The 16,378-nt window shown below is 67.3% G+C and carries 13 protein-coding genes; 10 read left to right on the top strand and 3 right to left on the bottom strand.

Translation table 11 applies throughout. The features are described from left to right. The first annotated feature begins 124 nt into the window (after positions 1 to 124). The 6 genes from KZI27_RS01350 to KZI27_RS01375 all read left to right on the top strand — a co-directional run bounded on the left by KZI27_RS01350 (position 125) and on the right by KZI27_RS01375 (position 10,404). Positions 125 to 1,102, top strand: coding sequence for a matrixin family metalloprotease (locus KZI27_RS01350; RefSeq protein ID WP_222659004.1), 978 nt, complete (start codon positions 125 to 127; stop codon positions 1,100 to 1,102). A 135-nt stretch (positions 1,103 to 1,237) separates the two neighbouring features. Then, positions 1,238 to 5,716 (top strand): RHS repeat domain-containing protein, encoded by a 4,479-nt coding sequence (locus tag KZI27_RS01355; protein WP_222659005.1) that lies wholly within the window; start codon positions 1,238 to 1,240, stop codon positions 5,714 to 5,716. Between the two features lie 417 nt (positions 5,717 to 6,133). Then, entirely contained in the window at positions 6,134 to 7,435 is a 1,302-nt protein-coding gene (locus KZI27_RS01360) for a tyrosine-type recombinase/integrase (protein WP_222659006.1), read from the top strand. Further along, the gene (locus KZI27_RS01365; RefSeq protein WP_222659007.1) at positions 7,432 to 8,406 is read left to right on the top strand and encodes a hypothetical protein; all 975 of its coding nucleotides are present in this window, start codon (positions 7,432 to 7,434) and stop codon (positions 8,404 to 8,406) included. The genes KZI27_RS01360 and KZI27_RS01365 overlap by 4 nt, the downstream gene beginning before the upstream one ends. A 114-nt stretch (positions 8,407 to 8,520) precedes the next feature. Beyond that, positions 8,521 to 9,051, top strand: coding sequence for a nuclease-related domain-containing protein (locus KZI27_RS01370; protein ID WP_222659008.1), 531 nt, complete (start codon positions 8,521 to 8,523; stop codon positions 9,049 to 9,051). 108 nt (positions 9,052 to 9,159) lie between these two features. Further along, complete coding sequence (locus tag KZI27_RS01375; RefSeq protein ID WP_222659009.1) at positions 9,160 to 10,404, top strand: Fic family protein; 1,245 nt, start codon at positions 9,160 to 9,162, stop codon at positions 10,402 to 10,404. Between the two features lie 168 nt (positions 10,405 to 10,572). Here the strand turns inward: KZI27_RS01375 and KZI27_RS01380 are convergent, their stop codons facing one another. Then, on the bottom strand, positions 10,573 to 10,794 hold the full coding sequence (locus tag KZI27_RS01380) for a hypothetical protein (protein ID WP_222657509.1): 222 nt from the start codon (positions 10,792 to 10,794) through the stop codon (positions 10,573 to 10,575). A gap of 115 nt (positions 10,795 to 10,909) precedes the next feature. On the opposite strand from KZI27_RS01380, the gene KZI27_RS01385 reads away from it, so the two are divergent. Next, a complete protein-coding gene (locus KZI27_RS01385) occupies positions 10,910 to 11,629 on the top strand; it encodes a hypothetical protein (RefSeq protein ID WP_222659010.1) in 720 nt (239 codons plus the stop codon). After that, positions 11,626 to 11,817, top strand: coding sequence for a hypothetical protein (locus KZI27_RS01390; RefSeq protein ID WP_222657511.1), 192 nt, complete (start codon positions 11,626 to 11,628; stop codon positions 11,815 to 11,817). The genes KZI27_RS01385 and KZI27_RS01390 overlap by 4 nt, the downstream gene beginning before the upstream one ends. A gap of 46 nt (positions 11,818 to 11,863) precedes the next feature. Here the strand turns inward: KZI27_RS01390 and KZI27_RS01395 are convergent, their stop codons facing one another. After that, the gene (locus KZI27_RS01395; RefSeq protein ID WP_222657512.1) at positions 11,864 to 13,018 is read right to left on the bottom strand and encodes an MFS transporter; all 1,155 of its coding nucleotides are present in this window, start codon (positions 13,016 to 13,018) and stop codon (positions 11,864 to 11,866) included. 156 nt (positions 13,019 to 13,174) lie between these two features. Between KZI27_RS01395 and KZI27_RS01400 the strand changes: the two genes are divergently transcribed. Beyond that, a complete protein-coding gene (locus KZI27_RS01400) occupies positions 13,175 to 13,807 on the top strand; it encodes a FadR/GntR family transcriptional regulator (protein WP_222659011.1) in 633 nt (210 codons plus the stop codon). A gap of 377 nt (positions 13,808 to 14,184) precedes the next feature. Here KZI27_RS01400 and KZI27_RS01405 read toward each other — a convergent pair whose 3' ends face one another. Further along, positions 14,185 to 14,886 (bottom strand): TetR/AcrR family transcriptional regulator, encoded by a 702-nt coding sequence (locus KZI27_RS01405; protein WP_222657513.1) that lies wholly within the window; start codon positions 14,884 to 14,886, stop codon positions 14,185 to 14,187. A gap of 78 nt (positions 14,887 to 14,964) precedes the next feature. On the opposite strand from KZI27_RS01405, the gene KZI27_RS01410 reads away from it, so the two are divergent. Further along, positions 14,965 to 16,104: an FAD-dependent oxidoreductase gene (locus tag KZI27_RS01410; RefSeq protein WP_111085062.1), complete on the top strand. Its 1,140-nt coding sequence runs from the start codon at positions 14,965 to 14,967 to the stop codon at positions 16,102 to 16,104. Positions 16,105 to 16,378: the final 274 nt, after the last annotated feature.

Consider the following 16,378-nt stretch of genomic DNA (forward strand, 5'->3'; position numbering starts at 1 on the left):
CGCTACCCGGTCCGCTCTGCGCACCGCGGCCGTTCTGGGGGCTTGTCGGACCTTCCGCTCCCTCGAACACTGATGCAGCCGTCCGCCACCGTGGTTCGGGTGCGGTGTGATCAAGGAGGGCGCAGTGCGCACGTCATCGAAGGCCGCAGCCGCGGTCGCACTCGGGTTCGTCCTGACGGCGGTCATCGCCGCACCAGGGATCGCGGATGTTGCGAGCTGCCGAGGCGACAGCATCTCGGTCCACGACCTCGCGTCCGGGTGTCACGTCGACTCCGGCGTGGTGGCGCTCGAGGACGGCCGGACCTTCGCGGTGCCCGCAGCCGGTGTCACGCTCACCGCTGCACCGGTCGCCGAAGGGGACACCGACCCCGGTGACGTGGTGATCGCGAACCGTGGTGCCGCGGGCGTCGCCGTGCAGGTCGACGAAGTGTGGGCCGGATCGCCCGTCGCCGTCCGGCAGGAACGCGCAGCCCAGCAACGGCGAACCCTCGGGCCGACGATCCGCGGGACTGCCTCGCACGGCGGCGCCACGACGTCCGCGAGCTGCGGGAGCAGGGCGTACGTGCTGACCGGCGCGCACTGGGAGTCGCCGATCCGGTGGCGGTACAACCCGACCGGGGCGAAGGTGTCGAAGGCCGCAGCGATCCAGCGCGGTGCCGAGGCCTGGACCGGCACGATCTCGGCGTGCGGTCAGACGGTCCAGTCGACGGCGGCGCAGGAGTACCTCGGCACCGCGACGCAGAAGCCTGCGGTCACCGCGGATGGTGGCTGCGGGACCTCGAACCGGGCGAGCGTCATCGGGTGGGGCAAGCTGCCGTCGAAGACCCTGGCGCTGACGTGCATCTGGTCCTTCACGGACGGGGTCGCCTTCGAGACCGACCAGCGCTACTCGACGAGCCACCGGTGGGGATCGACCAGCACCTGCTCGGGCAACCGTTTCGACCTGCGCGGCATCGCGACGCACGAGTGGGGGCACTCGTACGGGCTCGGGCACACGGCGCAGAAGTCCGGGCTCGTGATGAAGCCGTCGTCCACGGTGTGCGACACGGCGCAGCGGACGCTCGGACTGGGGGATGTGCGCGGGATCGCGGCGTTGTACTGAGTGGTCCCTTCGTCCATGCAGGCACGGGAAGGCTCCGGCCCTATCGGTGCGACGCTCGACGTTTCGACCCCCACATGTGGGGGTGCGGTGGTGAGCGATGCTCCGTAACGTTCTGTGGAGTTGCACAGTGCAGCCATGGGGGCTGTGCGCTGGTGCGACGTGCTGAGGGGTTCTTTTCGCGTGTTCGCTGCGTCGTTGTCCGGTCGTGTTCGTGGAGTGATGCTGGCAGTGGTGACGTTGGTCGCCTTGCTGGGTTCGTTGTTGGTGGTGGTTTCGCAGCCGGCACCGGCGCAGGCTGTGGTGACCGGTACGGGCGGGCAGTACGTGCCGATGCCCTCCAACGCCCGCGTGTTGGGCGGTGCGACCGAGAAGGGCGTGTTCCGCACGGTGAAGGTCGCCGGAGTAGCCGGACTGCCGTCGTCGGGGATCGGCGCGGTGACGATGATGGTCACCATCGCCGATCCGTCCGGGTCGGGTCAGTTGCAGATGCGCGCCGACGATGACGACACGACGACGCTGATGATGATCTACAACTCTGGTGTCGGCGGGAACACGTCGAACACGGGACTGCTCGCGGTCGCGGATGACGGTACGATCCAGGTGCGGACCGAGACGGCGCAGTCGAAGGTCGTCATCGACATCACCGGCTACTACACGTCGACGAAGAACGGCGTGTCTGCCGGTGGGTTCGTGGCGATGTCGCCGTCCCGAGTGCTCGATTCCCGTGGCGGCATCGGTGCCGCGCAGGGGCAGATCCCAGCAGGTTCGCAGCGCACCATCCAGGCAACCGGCTCGAACGGCATTCCGGCTGGCGCTGCGGCGGTCGCGGTGAACATCATCGTGATCAACCGCGAAGCCAAGGCCGGTTACGTCCGTCCCACCCCGACCGGTGAGACCCGCAGCACGGGTGTCCTGAACTACAACTCCGTCGAGGGCCAGTCGACCGCGATGAACGCGCAGGTCGCGTTGAACGCCGATGGGAAGTTCAGCATCGACACCGCTGAGGGCGGGGGGAAGATCGACCTCGTCGTCGACATCCAGGGCTACTTCCTGCAGTCGAACCCGGGTGGCGGCTTCACCCCGCTGAACGGTCGACTCATCGACACCCGCAACGGTGGGAGCATCGCTTCGGGTGCATCGTTCACGGTGCAGGTCGGCGGTGTCCAGGGTGCTCCGACGGTCGAGGGCGGCTTGTCGGCTGCCGCGGTGACGTTCACCGCGGTGAACGACAGTGGTGCTGACTCGTACGCGAAGATGTGGGCCGATGGTGCGGCGGAGCCGGAGTCGTCTGCGATCAGCTCCGACCGGACGTCGAAGATGACGAACACCGTGGTCGCGCCGGTCGGTGCGAACGGGAAGATCCGCATCAAGAACATGGGTACCGCGGCGATGAACTACCTCGTCGACCTGCAGGGTGCGTACAACTCGCTCCCTGGTGGCCCTGGCAACACGAACCGGACCGGTCAGCGGACGTCGGCGACGACGTTGCCGTTCCCGATCACGGACCAGACCAACGCGTCCGTCGATGTCGGGACCGGGAACCTGCTGGTCACTACGTCGGCGATGAGCCTGCCGGGTGTGACGCAGAACACCACGATCGGTGCCGCGTACAACTCGCGCAGCACCACCGTTGGTGATGCGAATACGATGGACGCGAACCGGTGGCAGTACGCCCTCGCCGGCGCGGGTGATCTCACCGCGAACGCGCAGGGTGTCATCTACACCGACGCTGTCGGTACGGCGTGGCAGTTCCGTCCGTCCGGGGCGCAGGGCGCGTTCATCAGCCCGGCCGGTCTGCAGCAGACCCTGACCCGCGTCGACAACAGTACGACGCACGAGTACACGCTGAAGGGGTGGACGTCGAACTCGACCACGCACTTCAACCTCGCCGGCCAGCCGACGTCGATCGTGGACCGGAACAGCAACCAGACCAGCTTCAACACCTCCGACGGGTACGCGCTGACCACGATCGTCTCGACCGCCGGGGCGACGGGTGCGAAGACGGTGAAGTCGTCGTACGCGAACAGCACGCAGACGTTCTCCCAGACGTCCGGCTCGAGCTCGCGGAGCGTGTCCTTCGCGAAGAGCTCCGCGGGTGACGTCACCACCTACACGGACGCGACCGGCAAGAAGACCACCTTCGCGTACACGAACGGCGATCTCACCTCGATCACCGCACCCACCGGCGGCGTGACGGCCTTCACCTACGACTCATCCGACCGAGTCACGAAGGTGGAACAGCGCAACACCACGGCCGGTTCCGCCGGTACTGCTGTGACGCGGTTCTCGTATGCCTCGGACACGTCCACCGTGGTCGCTGACCCGCGGTCGGACCAGTCGGCGACGGTCGCCGCCGCGGCGCACACGACGTACACCCTCGACGGCAACGACCTGGTGACCAAGACCGTTGACCCGGCGAACCGTGAACGCTCGAAGACGTACAACCCCGCGAACAACGGGGTGTTGAAGTCCACGACCGGCGCATCGGGTGACAGTGGGACTGGGACGACGTCGAACGAGTACGGCAAGAACACCAGCCAGTCGCTGACGAAGTCCACCACTGGCTCCGGCTCCTCGAGCTCCGCCGAGTACGGCTCGGGCTCGGCGACGGCGTACCTGCCGTCGAAGGTCACCGACAGCTCGGGTAACAGCACGACTATTAGTTACGACGGTGTCGGCAACCAGACCTCGTCGCAGTCCGGGTCGGACACCACGGTCCAGGCGAAGGTGGCGTACAACTCCGACGGCACGGTGAAGAGCGCCACGGCGCCGGGGAACGGGTCGAACTCGACCACGTACACCTACGACGGCAACAAGCAGCTGTCAAAGATCACTCCGCCGACCGGCACCACTCTCGGTGTGAAGAACTACACGTACGACGCCTTCGGCCGGGTCGCGACCGAGACCGACGGGCGTGGGAACACGACTACGTACGGGTACGACGCTGATGACCGGAACACGTCCACTGCGTTCAGCGACGGGACGGCGACGGTCACCAACGTCTACGACGGCAACGGCAACCAGACCAGCCAGACCTCCGCGACCGGCACGATCACCAACAGCTACGACCAGCGCAACCGACTGGTCGCGACGGTAAACACTGCCGGCGGTGGAACCGTGTCCTACGGGTACGACCTCGCCGGGAACACGACGCAGGTCACCGACTCCACCGGCACCGTCACCCACACGTACGACGCGTCGGAGGTGCTCACCGCGACGACGTATCCGACGAGCGCGGGCACGGCGAAGCAGATCTACCTCACCGACAAGCAGGGCCGCCGTACCGACACGTGGCTCGGTGCCAACGCATCGGCAATCCCCGGTGTTGCACCGTCCACGTGGAGCGCGCACCAGAAGCTGAGCTACGACAAGTCCGGCAAGGTCACCAAGGTGCAGGCGTGGGCTGCGAACGAGGATCCGCAGCTCGTCGTCGACACCGACTACTGCTACATGGCCACCACCACCGCCCCGACCTGCACCGCCACGGAGGGCAACGACCGCACGAAGCTGCAGTGGTCGTACGACAACATCAGCAAGCAGGCCACCACGTACGGGTACACCGACACGGACGGGAAGACCCCGACCAAGCACCTCACCGGGATCACGCAGTCCGGCGGCACGAACCCGACGAACTGGGCGTTCACCTACGACGACGCCGGCAACCGCACCGAAGCCAAGGCCACCAACGCTGTCACCAAGGCGACGATCAGTGACCAGAAGCTGGCATACAACGCCGTCTCGCAGATCACCACGGACGGGTACACGTACGACGGGACCGGGAACCTCACCAAGGCGCCGGGGGAGACGTATACGTACAACGGGGCGCAGCAGCTGACCTCGTCCACGAAGGCTGGTGTGAAGACCAGCTACGAGTACGCCGGCGCGGATATGAACAAGCTGCTCTGGCAGTCCACCGATGGCGGAGCGGAATACGGTTACACGTATGGCACCACCGACTCCAACGGCGTCCCCGTGGTTGCTACCCGCGAGCAGATCGGCACCGGCACCGCATCAGTTGTATCCGACCCGGTCACCGGGCAGCCGCTGGATCTCCGTACCAGCGACGGCGTGACCAGCCTCTACGTGCTCGACGGGATCGGAAACCCGACGATGTCGATCGCGGACACCGGCAGGATCGCCTACCAGATCTCCTACGACGCCTACGGCGCCGAAACCGTCACCAAGGGCAACACCGGCACGCAGTGGCAGCAGAACCCCTACGGCTACAAGACCGGCCTCCGCTCCAGCAACAGCGACAGCGGGCTGACGAAGTTCGGGTATCGGTGGCAGTCCGCAACGACCGGCCAATGGATCGAGCGTGACACCCTCGATGCGCCGCTCAGTCCTAATGACGCGAACCGCTATGCGTTCGTTGGCTGCGACCCGATCAACGGGTCCGATCCGACGGGGCGTCTTTCAGAGGGCGTGAAGTGCGGATTGGTGTTTGCAGGCGTCGCGCTCGCCATTGGTGCCTTGGTTGCTGCACCCTTCAGTGTGGCTGCGGCGGGCGCAGCCACAGTCGCCGCGGCGGGCACAATCTCTGACATCGGTGGATTAGTTGGTCTCGGGGTCGGCTTGGGTATCGGCGTTGGAGGAGCATTCGCATGCGCTTGAACGACAGTCCCGAGCGGCACGGACACCGGCCCATGATCCTCATGATCGGCGGCATAGTCTTCATCGCTGTGTTCGGCGTCTTGCTTGTAGCACTCCCGAGCGGACCAACCTTGCCCCTCATCTTTATTGGGTTCGGCGTAATCCTTCTGGCCGCTGGCGCGTGGTTACGGCTGAGAGACCGGAAGCGCTGATCATCTTGAATCGAAACGGCGACGCAACCCGGCGCAAGGACAGGATCTTCAAGCACGGCTAGATCTGTTCCGATTCCCGCGAGTCGGCGGCATCCCTCTTAGAGGGATGCCGCCGAATTTTGTGCGCTGAGAAGCAACATTGGCGCAGAGACAGGGTGGTTTTCGCCGCTTCCACACGCGCCGAGATGTTCCGAGAAGAACTATTATCGGAACTGAGGCGGGACGTGTGCACAGGGCCGGCGGCGCCAGGAGAAGAGGCCAGGTGAACCAGGACGTCGCAGTCGAGGATCCCGCGCCGGTGCCCCCGCAGCGTGGTGCGCGCGGTCGGGCTGCGTCAGCGGAGCAGCGTGCGGCCGCGGAGCGGTCCCGGACGGCATTCGCGCGGCTCCGCGCGGTGGTGGGGGAGGGGAGCCCGGCCGCCGCTGCCGTGACGGTGCCGGCGGATGCCTCCCCGCGACTGTTCGCGGAGGCATCCCTGTCGCCGAACACGATCCGCGCGTACCGGTCGGACCTCCTACAGTTCGCCCGCTGGCGTGCCGGGTTCCTTGACCACGAGATCTCCAAACCATCCGAGCTCGAGCAGATCACCACGGCACCGGTCGACCCTGCGGAGGTTGCGGCGTTCCTCGCGGACAAGGCCAACGCGGTCCTGCCTGATGGTGGGCAGCGGTATGCGCCGGCGACGATCAGTCGCTACGTCGCCGCGATCGACTGGGAACACACCCGTCGCGGCCACACCCCGCCCGGCTCCACCCCGATCGTCCGCGACGTACTGAAAGGAATCCGCCGGACCCGGTCAGTGCCGGTCCGGCGCGCGAAGCCGATGACGTTGCAGGCCCTGCAGACGACGCTGCTGACGATTGACGTCACCGACCTCCAGGCCGGGGCATTGGCGACCCGGGATCACGCGTTGCTGCTGTTCGGGTTCGTCGGTGCGTTCCGCGAGTCCGAGCTCACCGCACTCACCGTCGCCGATCTCCGCATCGTCGATGGCGAGGGTGTCTACGCGCGCGTGCGGCGGTCGAAGACCGATCAGGACGGGGTTGGGCGGGTGAAGGCGCTCAAGCAGGGCGCGAACCCGGTCACCTGCGCGCCGTGCGCCTTCGTCCGGCTCTATCGGCTGATGGCCGCACAGGACACCCGAGGAGAAGCCGGCCTGTTCGCGGCACTCGCTGGCGCGGGCTTGTCCGTCCATGTCTGTGCAGATGGGCTCGGACCCGATCGGTTGCCGCCGTCGATGCCGTTCTTCCGCGCAGTGTCGAAGTGGGGGCTGTTCCGGGACACCGGCATCAGCCCGACAACGGTCGGGAAGGCCGTCGCGCGCCGTGCGCGAGCGGCGGGGTTGGGGGAGGAGGGGTGGTCCGGGCACTCGCTCCGTGCCGGGTTCGTCACCGAGGCGCGGAACGCGGGCGCGACGGATGTGGAGATCATGAACCAGACCCACCACACCAACGCCGCCACCCTGCAGATCTACGACCGCGAGTACACGCCCCTGGTCCGCAACGCCGTCACCCGGATGCGGCTATGACCCCCCAAGATTCCCCCAAACTTCGCAGCGAGCAGGGGTCGTTTGGGGCGCACTGGAACCGGTTCGTGGCATGGTGCGCTGCGACCAGCCAGGCGTCGTTGCCGGCGGCGCCGGCAACGATCGAGCAGTTCCTCGCCGCGTTCCCCGGCGCGGCGTCGACGCAGCGACTCCGGCGCTCCAGCATTCGCGCGCACCACCTCGCCGCCGGCTATCCGGATCCGCTTCCGGCGTTGCAGGGGCGCGTGTGGCCGCACCAGTCGGCCCCGCACAGTGTGGATGTCGGCGAGGTGCTCGCGGCGATTCCGAAGTACCGCTATCCGCTTGGTCTCCGCGGCCGCCGTGACGCCTTCCTCATCGTCCTCCTTGGCGTGCTGCACCTCACCCGCCGAGAGGCGCAAACCGTCACGGCGGGCGAGGTCGCGGTGACGAGCATCGTGCGGATCCGCGGAAAGGTGGTCCCTTCCGCGGATGATCCGGCTGCGTGTGCTGCGTGCGCGGTGACCCGGTGGTTGCGGATCGTGGGTCCGGTGTGGACCGGCTTCCGCGGCGACGTCGTTCGTTTGCTCGATCCCACGAGAGGCAACCTCGACGTGCATGACTGCGAGCAGCCGGTACCGGGGGAGTGGCGGCGAGCGGAGCAGCTGCTGTTGCCGTTAGACGTTCACGGGTGGGCCCAGACCGGGGTGACCTTGTCCGGTCGGTCGATCACGGGCATCGTCCCCGTCAGACGCGTCGCCGCTGCGCACGGGACGGAGCGGGAGGCTGTCGGGCCGGTAGTGCGCGCAGGGTCCCGCTTCGACGAACTCACGCTGCCGGAGACATACGCCGCGCTCGGCGCTGCTGACAGCGCTGCCGATCACGTACTCGCTCGCATCACGGCCCTCTGGCAAGATGCCCGAGCCCTCGATGCTGCACTCGAACCCTTTGCCAGCACCAGCAAGCATGGGATAGCGCCCGATAGCGATCGCTAGCTCGAACCAGCATCACGGGGCGCTTCGGTTGTCAGGCCCACTGGACCCAGGCGGGCCCGCGACGCGGTAAAGATCCGACAGACGTGGAGTGAGGGGCGCATCGGCACGATCGCCGTGGCGCTCTCGAGTGAGCGACAGAGCACTGTCGCGTGGAAGTCCGGAGCCGCTGGTGAAGCTGTCGTCAGCCGGGTTCTCGACGCCGTTGCCGCCGAGCACCTCGCCGTGCTCCACGACCGCCGTATCCTCGGCTCCCGAGCGAACATCGACCACATCGTGATCACCCGCGTCGGCGTCTGGGCCGTCGACGCCAAGCGATACCGCGACAAGCGGCCGCGGCTCCAGGTCGAGGGCGGCCTGTTCCGAGCCCGCACGGAGAGGCTCATCGTGGGCGGCGACCGAATGAAGCTCGTCGACGGTGCACTCCGTCAGGTGGCGCTCGTCCAGGAGGTCGTGGGCCCGGTACCCGTGCGCGGTGCGTTCTGCTTCGTTGACGCGGACTGGCCGCTCTTCGGCGGCTCGTTCACCACCCGCGGCATCGACGTCTGCTGGCCGAAGAAGCTCGCGAAGCAGCTCGCCGCTGTCGATGGGCCGGTGGACGTGGTGGGCGTCGCGGCGGCGGTCGCGCGGCGCTTCTCATCTGCCTAACCAGCGCGCCAAGCCCGCGGAACCTCCGTGGCAGCATCTCTGGCGTCGCTGTCACTTATTCTAAATAACTGACATTATCGACGTAGCTATCGCCAGAAAGGAGCCGCGATGACGAACTGGCTGGCGCACAGCAGGCGCGTCGTCCCCTGGACGAGCACGAGCCGTCGCGGCACTCGGGAGGACCGGACCCTCGCAGCGGTCACGGTGTCCATCCCGCCGATGATCGCAGACGCCGACGTTCCGGCCATCGCTGAGCGCGACCTCGCCCGGGCTCGCTACGAGGCCGCGGACCTCGAGCGGGTGGCAGACGGCGTGCTCAGTCCCCTCGCAGGGTTCCTCATCCGCATGGAGTCCGTCGCGTCCAGCCGCATCGAGCACGTCGAGGCGTCCCCGATAGCGTTCGCTCGCGCCATTGGCGGGCTGAAGGAGAACACGTCCGCGATGTCGATGGTCGCCGCAGGAGCTGCGATCACGAAGCTCATCGACGCATCGAGCCTGGTGATCGCGCTCGACGAGATCCTCGCTGCGCACCAGGCGCTCATGCAGGATGACCCGGACGTGGCCGAGCGTCCCTACGCTGGCCGCGTCCGCGACGTGCAGAACTGGATCGGCGGCTCCCAGTACTCGCCCCGCGGCGCGCTCTACGTCCCGCCGCCGCCGGAAGAGGTGCCGGCGCTGCTCGAGGATCTGATCGTGTTCGCCAACCGCGACGACGTCGAACCCGTCACCCAGGCCGCGATCGCGCATGCCCACTTCGAGAGCATCCACCCGTTCACCGACGGCAACGGCCGCATCGGCCGGGCGCTCATCGGCGCCATCCTGCGTCGGCGGGGTGTGACGCCGCACACCGTGCTCCCGGTCGCCAGCGCCCTCGCCGCCGACACGACGCACTACTTCTCGCTCCTCACCGCCTACCGCGCCGGGAACGTGGAGCCGATCGTCACCGACCTGGCGCTCTGCGTCGAGACGGCGGCCCGCGAGGCCCGCGGTACCGCGCGCGCATTCGCACAGTACGAGGATGCCTGGCGAGAGCAAGCCAGCCCGCGCGCAGGCAGCGCTGCCGACCGCATCCTGCCGGTCCTGCTCACCATGCCGGTCTTCACCGTCGAGCAGCTCGTCGACGAGGTGCAGGACATTCCGGAGCGAAGCGTGTACCGCGGCGTGCAGGTTCTCGAGGAGGCCCGCGTAGTCGAGGCTGTCACTGACCGGAAGCGAGATCGCACGTATGCCGCAATGGACGTGCTCGACGAGTTTGAGGACCTTGATGCTCGCATCCGGGAACGGATCACGCGACTCCGCGCGCTGGGCGCGGAGTACTGGAAGCAGAACCCGCGGGTCGCAGTGTGGTCCTGAACGGATTTTGTCGCCCGTCAATGAGGACGAGGTATGGCTTCGTATGTCAGATAGCAGATTGCGAGGCTTCGGTGTCAAGTGCCCGAGTATCCAGAGGGTAGCTTGCCGCCGGTAGCCATCAGGAGCGGCGTGCGCATCCTCCAGTGAGGAGTTCGACATTGAAGCCTGCTATGAGGCGGGCAGTACGTGGATGTGGTGGAACAGCGCGTCGAACCCTGGCGTCGTCCGCGCGGCGATTGCTCGCTCTTTGTCTACTGCTTCGATGGCCTGGACCATGCCGGCGACAGCGTCGAGGTGCTGTTGCACGAGGGGACCCCAGATCCCCTGGATCGCCCCGGTGATCCGGGGGAGGAGTTCGATCTGTGCGCGGATAATCGAGCCCGCGACCACGTGCAGCAGGCTGGCGTCCCTCGCCAGTGCCGAGCGTGCCGGCTACGACCCCGCGGACGCGCTGTACCAGGCGTGGACGAAGGACACCCTCGGCGGTGCAGCGAACGAGCCCGCGGTGCTTGCCGCCCGCGTGAAGGCCGACGTGGCCGAGTACACGGAGTCGTTCGGCGCGGACGAGCCCGACCACCGGGTGCCCCGCTCGATCGCCGACCGCGGCGCGCTCGACTCCCCGCACACCGACCCGGCCTGGCGGGACCACCTCCAGGAGCGGTACGAGTACATCGCCGTCCGCCTCGAGGAGCGGGGCGCGACGATCGCCGCGGAACAACCTGCGTGGGCCGAGCAGCTTGGCGACGTCCCGGCGGCCGCTGAGCGCCGTGAGGCGTGGACGCTGCTCGCTGCCGAGGTGGACACGTTCCGCACCCGCTACGGGATCGAGGACGCTGGCGTGGCCGTGCCGAAGCAGTACCGGGAGCAGACCATCGGTGTGGAGCTGTATGCGCGAGTGACGGCCATGCACAAGTCGGCTCTCACGACGCAGCCGCCGGCCGAGCAGGCGGTGCGCGAGCGCGCGGCCGCCGAAGTGACCGCCGCAGCGCGACGGACCCGCGAGCAGGTCAGCCCGACCCCGGCCCGGCCCCGCAGCGTTGCCGAGACTCTCCGCGAGCAGAACCGTCAAGAGGCCCAGCGCCGAGCCGAACGGCTCCGCCAGGTCGGCGTCACTGCCACCGCCCGCGACCGCGATCCCGCCGACGAGCAGCGCAAGGCCGCCGAGCGCGACCGCCAGGCGCGCGAGCGTGACCGCACCCGTGGCGACGACGGGCGGGAACGGTGACCGCCCACCCCGCCGCGGTGCTCACCTGCGACACTGCGGACTGCGAGCACATGATCGCCGTCTCAGGCCCTTCCGCCGACACCTACCAGCGCGCCCGCGACTACGCCGCAACCTTTGGATGGGTCACTGCCGATTGGGCCCACGACTGTTGCCGCGACTACAACTCACGCCTCAACGTCAGCGTCTGAGCGCTCCCGGACCAGACGAAAGATTCGGCTGTGACGATCAAGGAGATTATTCGCGGTTGCCGAGGCTGGTTACGGGACGGCAAGCGTTCCAGCCGGCGATCAGTGTGACCGCGAGCGAAGCGATCAGCACTGCGTAGGACGAATCCCATGATCCGGTCGCAGTGTTAAGCGCTCCGAGTGCAAGTGGCCCGATACAGCCGATGCCGTAGCCGACACCTTGCACGATGCCGGAGAGCGACGCGGACTCGGCCGCGGTACTGCTCCGCAGGCCGATCAGGGTGAGTGTCAGCGGGAACGTGCTGACCCCGAGGCCGAGAAGCACTGCCCACAGAGCTGCGCCGCTGGCTGGAGCGCTCAGCATCCCGAGGTACCCAGCGAGGAGGAGGGCGACGCAGATGACGACGATCGGAAACGGGTTCCGCATGTGTCCTGCAAGTCCTGGTATGACCAATGCGGCGAGCAGACCCATCGCGGAGAACAGCGATAGCAGCGTCGCGCTCGTCACGGCGCTGAGCCCGGCGTCGGCGAACATCGACGGTATCCACGTGATGAGCGCGTAGGTATGCAACGCCGTCATGGCCATCAGGCCGACGAGTCCGAGAGTCGCGGTCGACGGACGCTGGCCGGTGACACGCCGAACCGGTGGTGCAACGCGTGGGGATTCAGCTTCGGCTTCGGCCAGGCCGGCCCGTCGGCTCGTCCTGAGCACGACGACCAACCAGAGCAGCGTCGCGATCCCGGTGAGCGCCGGCCACAGCCCGAGCGAGACACGCCAACCGGCAGCGGTTGCCAGTTTGACGCCCACCACCGGCGCCACGAATTGCCCCACCTGTAGCAAGAGCATGTACAGCGTGCTGACCGCCTTCACCCGGTCGGGGAAGTGCTCCTTGACGATCGGGATCAGCAGAACGTTGGCCGCGCCGACTCCGGCGAAGCCGACGACCGTCGCCGCAATCAGCATTCCAGCCGACTCGGCCGCCGCGCGGAGCGCGAGGCCGACAGTCGTGATCGCCACGGCACCCAGGACTGCATGCTCGAGCCCGAAGCGTCGCGCGAGTACCGGCGCGACGAACGCGCACGCCGCGAAGCACCCGGTGATCAGCGTCCCGAGCAGCCCCGTGACCGTCGGCCCGAATAGCAGGGACTCCTGCACGATGTCGACGACTGCTGAAAACCCGGTCACGGCGGTGCGCAAGTTCAAGGCCGTGAGACACACCGCAAGGAGGAGGATGAGGCCGCTAGCCCTCCTCGGGGCGGGCAGGGCAAAAGGAGGCATAGATGGGATCATCCCATGAATTTCATTGTCTAAGTTGGAGGCGTGTCTGTGCATGAGTCCCGCGGAGCGCTCGGTGACCGTGTGGTCGACGCCATCCGAGATGAGATCACGTCGGGGCGCTGGCCTGTTGGGTTGCGCATCCCGGTCGAATCCGAGCTCGTTGCTTGGAGCGGTGCTGGACGCAACACGGTTCGTGAAGCCGTCAGTTCACTCGTTCAGGCGGGGATGCTGCGCCGTGAGCAGGGTCGGGGCACGTTCGTCACTGCGCGATCGGACCTCGGGGGTGCGTTGAGTCGTCGTGCCGCCGCGAATCCGCGGCGTGACACCCTCGAACTTCGACTTGCGCTCGACACGGTTGCCGCACGGTTGGCGGCTCGGCGCCGGTCGGACGCGCAAGCCGAAGGCCTGCTGGCGCTGCTCGAAGCGCGCCGGACGGCATGGTGCACAGGTGATCGGGCAGACCGTCTTGCCGCAGACACTGCACTCCACGTCGCGATCATTATCGCATCGTCGAACACGCTCCTCGCAGAGGTTTACGAGGGCCTGGTCGCGGTGTTCGCGGATGCACTCGATGCCGACGTGTCTGGTGATGAGGACCAGTTCTCTCGTGAACACCGGGATTTAGTGCACGCCATCGTGGCGGGGGATGGTGAGGCTGCTGGCGCTCAGATGCACGCAATCCTCCAACCACTGATCGACGCCCTCGAAGACTAAATCGTTCCGCGAAACCTGCAACAGTTTTGTCCCTGAAGCAGCGGCTGTGTTAGATGACCTGCTCGGCGAGTGATCTCGGTGGTACGCACTCGGGTGTGAACGCTCGATGGGACGGCTCACGATCCTGCAGCTGCTCGGCAGAATCCCGATCGCATCTGCCGCTGCCGGCACCGCGGCGTTGTGGTTCACGTTTCGGCGCCTGGTGATTGCGGGGCTGTGCCGGGGTCGGTGCTGCGGATGATGACTCGGCCGGCCAGGGGGTCAGTCTCGGAGGGTCAAGGTCTCGCCGAAGCCCTCCGGTTTGTTCACGTCCCGGTAGCCGATCTTTCATCGGACGCTGAGCCCTGCCCGACGCGCTTGCGTTCCGCGCTGAACCTCTATCGCAGTGGGTTGTGGGACAGGCGCACGCTGGTATCCCCGCCGGTCTCGATGCCGGCGAGGAAGATGTTCAGGCCGTTGATGAACTGCTCACGGTCGTCATGCTCCACGAGGGCCGCGGCAGTCTGCTCAGAGACGGCATCAGAGTCGCTGCGGGTCAGCTCGGCCGCGAATGCCTCCAGGTATGCTTGCCTGTCGCTGTCGGAGAGCAAGTGGTGAGAGGCGGCTGCGTTCTGCGCCGCCGCTCCGAGCAGGTAGTTCATGAGCGCCGCTCCCGCATCAGCGCTGGCGCTGCCGGACACTCCCAAGCGCCCGAGGCCGGCTCCGATGCCCTTCCAAATGCGGAGGACGGCAGGCTGTCGTGGCTCCCGCGCCAGTTGCTTCCCTACCCAGTGGTGCTCAGTGAGGGCATCAAACACGGCTAGGGCGAGGTGCCGGAGCGATTCGCGAGGGCCTAGAACGTTCGCGGGGCTCTCGAGCGCCGCGCTGATGATGCCGTCCGTTGCGGCCTCGAGGAGCTCCTCCTTGCCCGTGACGTAGTGGTAGATCGCACCACGGCCGGTCGAGAGATGCTCGGTGAGCGCCCGGACGGTCAGCGCGCTCTCACCGGATGAGTCGAGCAGCCGGATCGTCGCCTGCACGATCTGCTCGCGGGAGAGGGCGTCGACGCGCTTGTGGATGCGGGGCGCCGGGTTCGTCATGTGCCCATCTTGACACAAGTGGACCGTCGGTCCACACTTCGGTTGGACCAACGGTCCAACTTCGAAGAAAGGCACACCATGACTCCTTCAGTCAGCATCGTCGGCGCCGGGCTCGGCGGCCTCACCCTTGCCCGGGTCCTGCACCTGCACGGCATCGACGTCACTGTGTTCGAGGCAGACGCCGACGCCGGCGCCCGCTCCCAGGGCGGCCAGCTGGACCTGCACGAGCACAACGGGCAGCTCGCCCTCCAGGAGGCCGGCTTGATGAACGAATACCGGTCGATCATCCATGTCGGCGGCGCAGGACAACGCGTCCTCGATCGGAACGCCACGCTTTTGGCCGACCTGCCCGACGACGGGTCGATGGCAAGTCCCGAGGCGCGACGGGGCGACATCCGCCGGATCCTCCTCGAGTCCCTCCCGGATGGCACGGTGCAGTGGGGCAAGAAGCTCCGCGATGTCGCCCCTCTCGGCGACGGCCGCCACGAGCTGACCTTCACGGACGGCTCCACCGCCCACAGCGACGTGCTCGTCGGCGCCGAGGGGACGTGGTCGAAGGTGCGAGCGTTGGTCTCCGTCGAGAAGCCGGTGTACGCGGGCATGAGCTACATCGACACGTTCCTCCACGACGTCGACGAACGGCACAGCACGACGTCTCTGGTTGCTGGCGACGGCGCCATGTACGCCCTCATCCCAGGCAAAGGATTCCTTACGCATCGCGAGGCGGGAGAGATCATCCACACTTACGTGATCTTGAGCAGACCCCTCAGCTGGTTCGACGACATCGACTTCTCCGACGCGGCAAGCACCAAGGCGCGCATCGCCGCGGAGTTCGACGGCTGGGCGCCCGAGCTCGTCGCGCTGATTGCAGATGCCGATACGCCTCCCGTGCTGCGGAGCATCTACAAGCTCCCCGACGACCACCGGTGGCCGCACACCCCAGGCGTGACCCTCATCGGCGATGCAGCGCACGTCACACTCCCCGGTGGCGAAGGCGCGAACACCGCGATGCTCGACGGCGCCGAGCTCGCCGAGGCGATCGTTGCCCACCCGGACGACATCGACGCCGCGCTCACCGCCTACGAGGAGGTCATGTTCGCCCGCGCCGAGGAAGAAGCCATCGCCGCACACGAGACCATCGACCTCATCTTCGGCGCCCGCGCACCCGAGGGACTCGCGAACCTGCTGAACGGGACCGCGGAGGACGCCGCGAGCTGACGCAACGTCTGTCTCGTAAGCCGGTCGTCCACCGGACGATCGCCGGCCACGACCGCTCCCCCCTGAGTGTGGGCTTTATCGCTTGTTGGTGGCGTTTTGTGATCGCTCAGCGGCGGGTGCGGCTCGCAAGGTGGCCTCATCGCCGAGTCTCACACGACGCGAGCGGCGGCAACGTCGCCCGACTAGCACTGATGAACATGCGAAAAAGCCGGGACATCTCGCTTCTGGCGTATACGTCTGCGACCGTGCACCCATGACACCCCCCCCGGCACGG

Origin of the sequence: Curtobacterium sp. TC1, from assembly GCF_019844075.1 — a bacterium.
In the GTDB taxonomy this organism is placed as follows: Bacteria; Actinomycetota; Actinomycetes; order Actinomycetales; family Microbacteriaceae; genus Curtobacterium.

Bases quoted from the DNA above. Each gene is read 5' to 3' on its own strand.
- KZI27_RS01405 (WP_222657513.1), bottom strand. From the start codon at position 14,886: ATGACGAACCCGGCGCCCCGCATCCACAAGCGCGTCGACGCCCTCTCC.
- KZI27_RS01375 (WP_222659009.1), top strand. From the start codon at position 9,160: ATGACGAACTGGCTGGCGCACAGCAGGCGCGTCGTCCCCTGGACGAGC.
- KZI27_RS01365 (WP_222659007.1), top strand. From the start codon at position 7,432: ATGACCCCCCAAGATTCCCCCAAACTTCGCAGCGAGCAGGGGTCGTTT.
- KZI27_RS01410 (WP_111085062.1), top strand. From the start codon at position 14,965: ATGACTCCTTCAGTCAGCATCGTCGGCGCCGGGCTCGGCGGCCTCACC.
- KZI27_RS01355 (WP_222659005.1), top strand. From the start codon at position 1,238: ATGGGGGCTGTGCGCTGGTGCGACGTGCTGAGGGGTTCTTTTCGCGTG.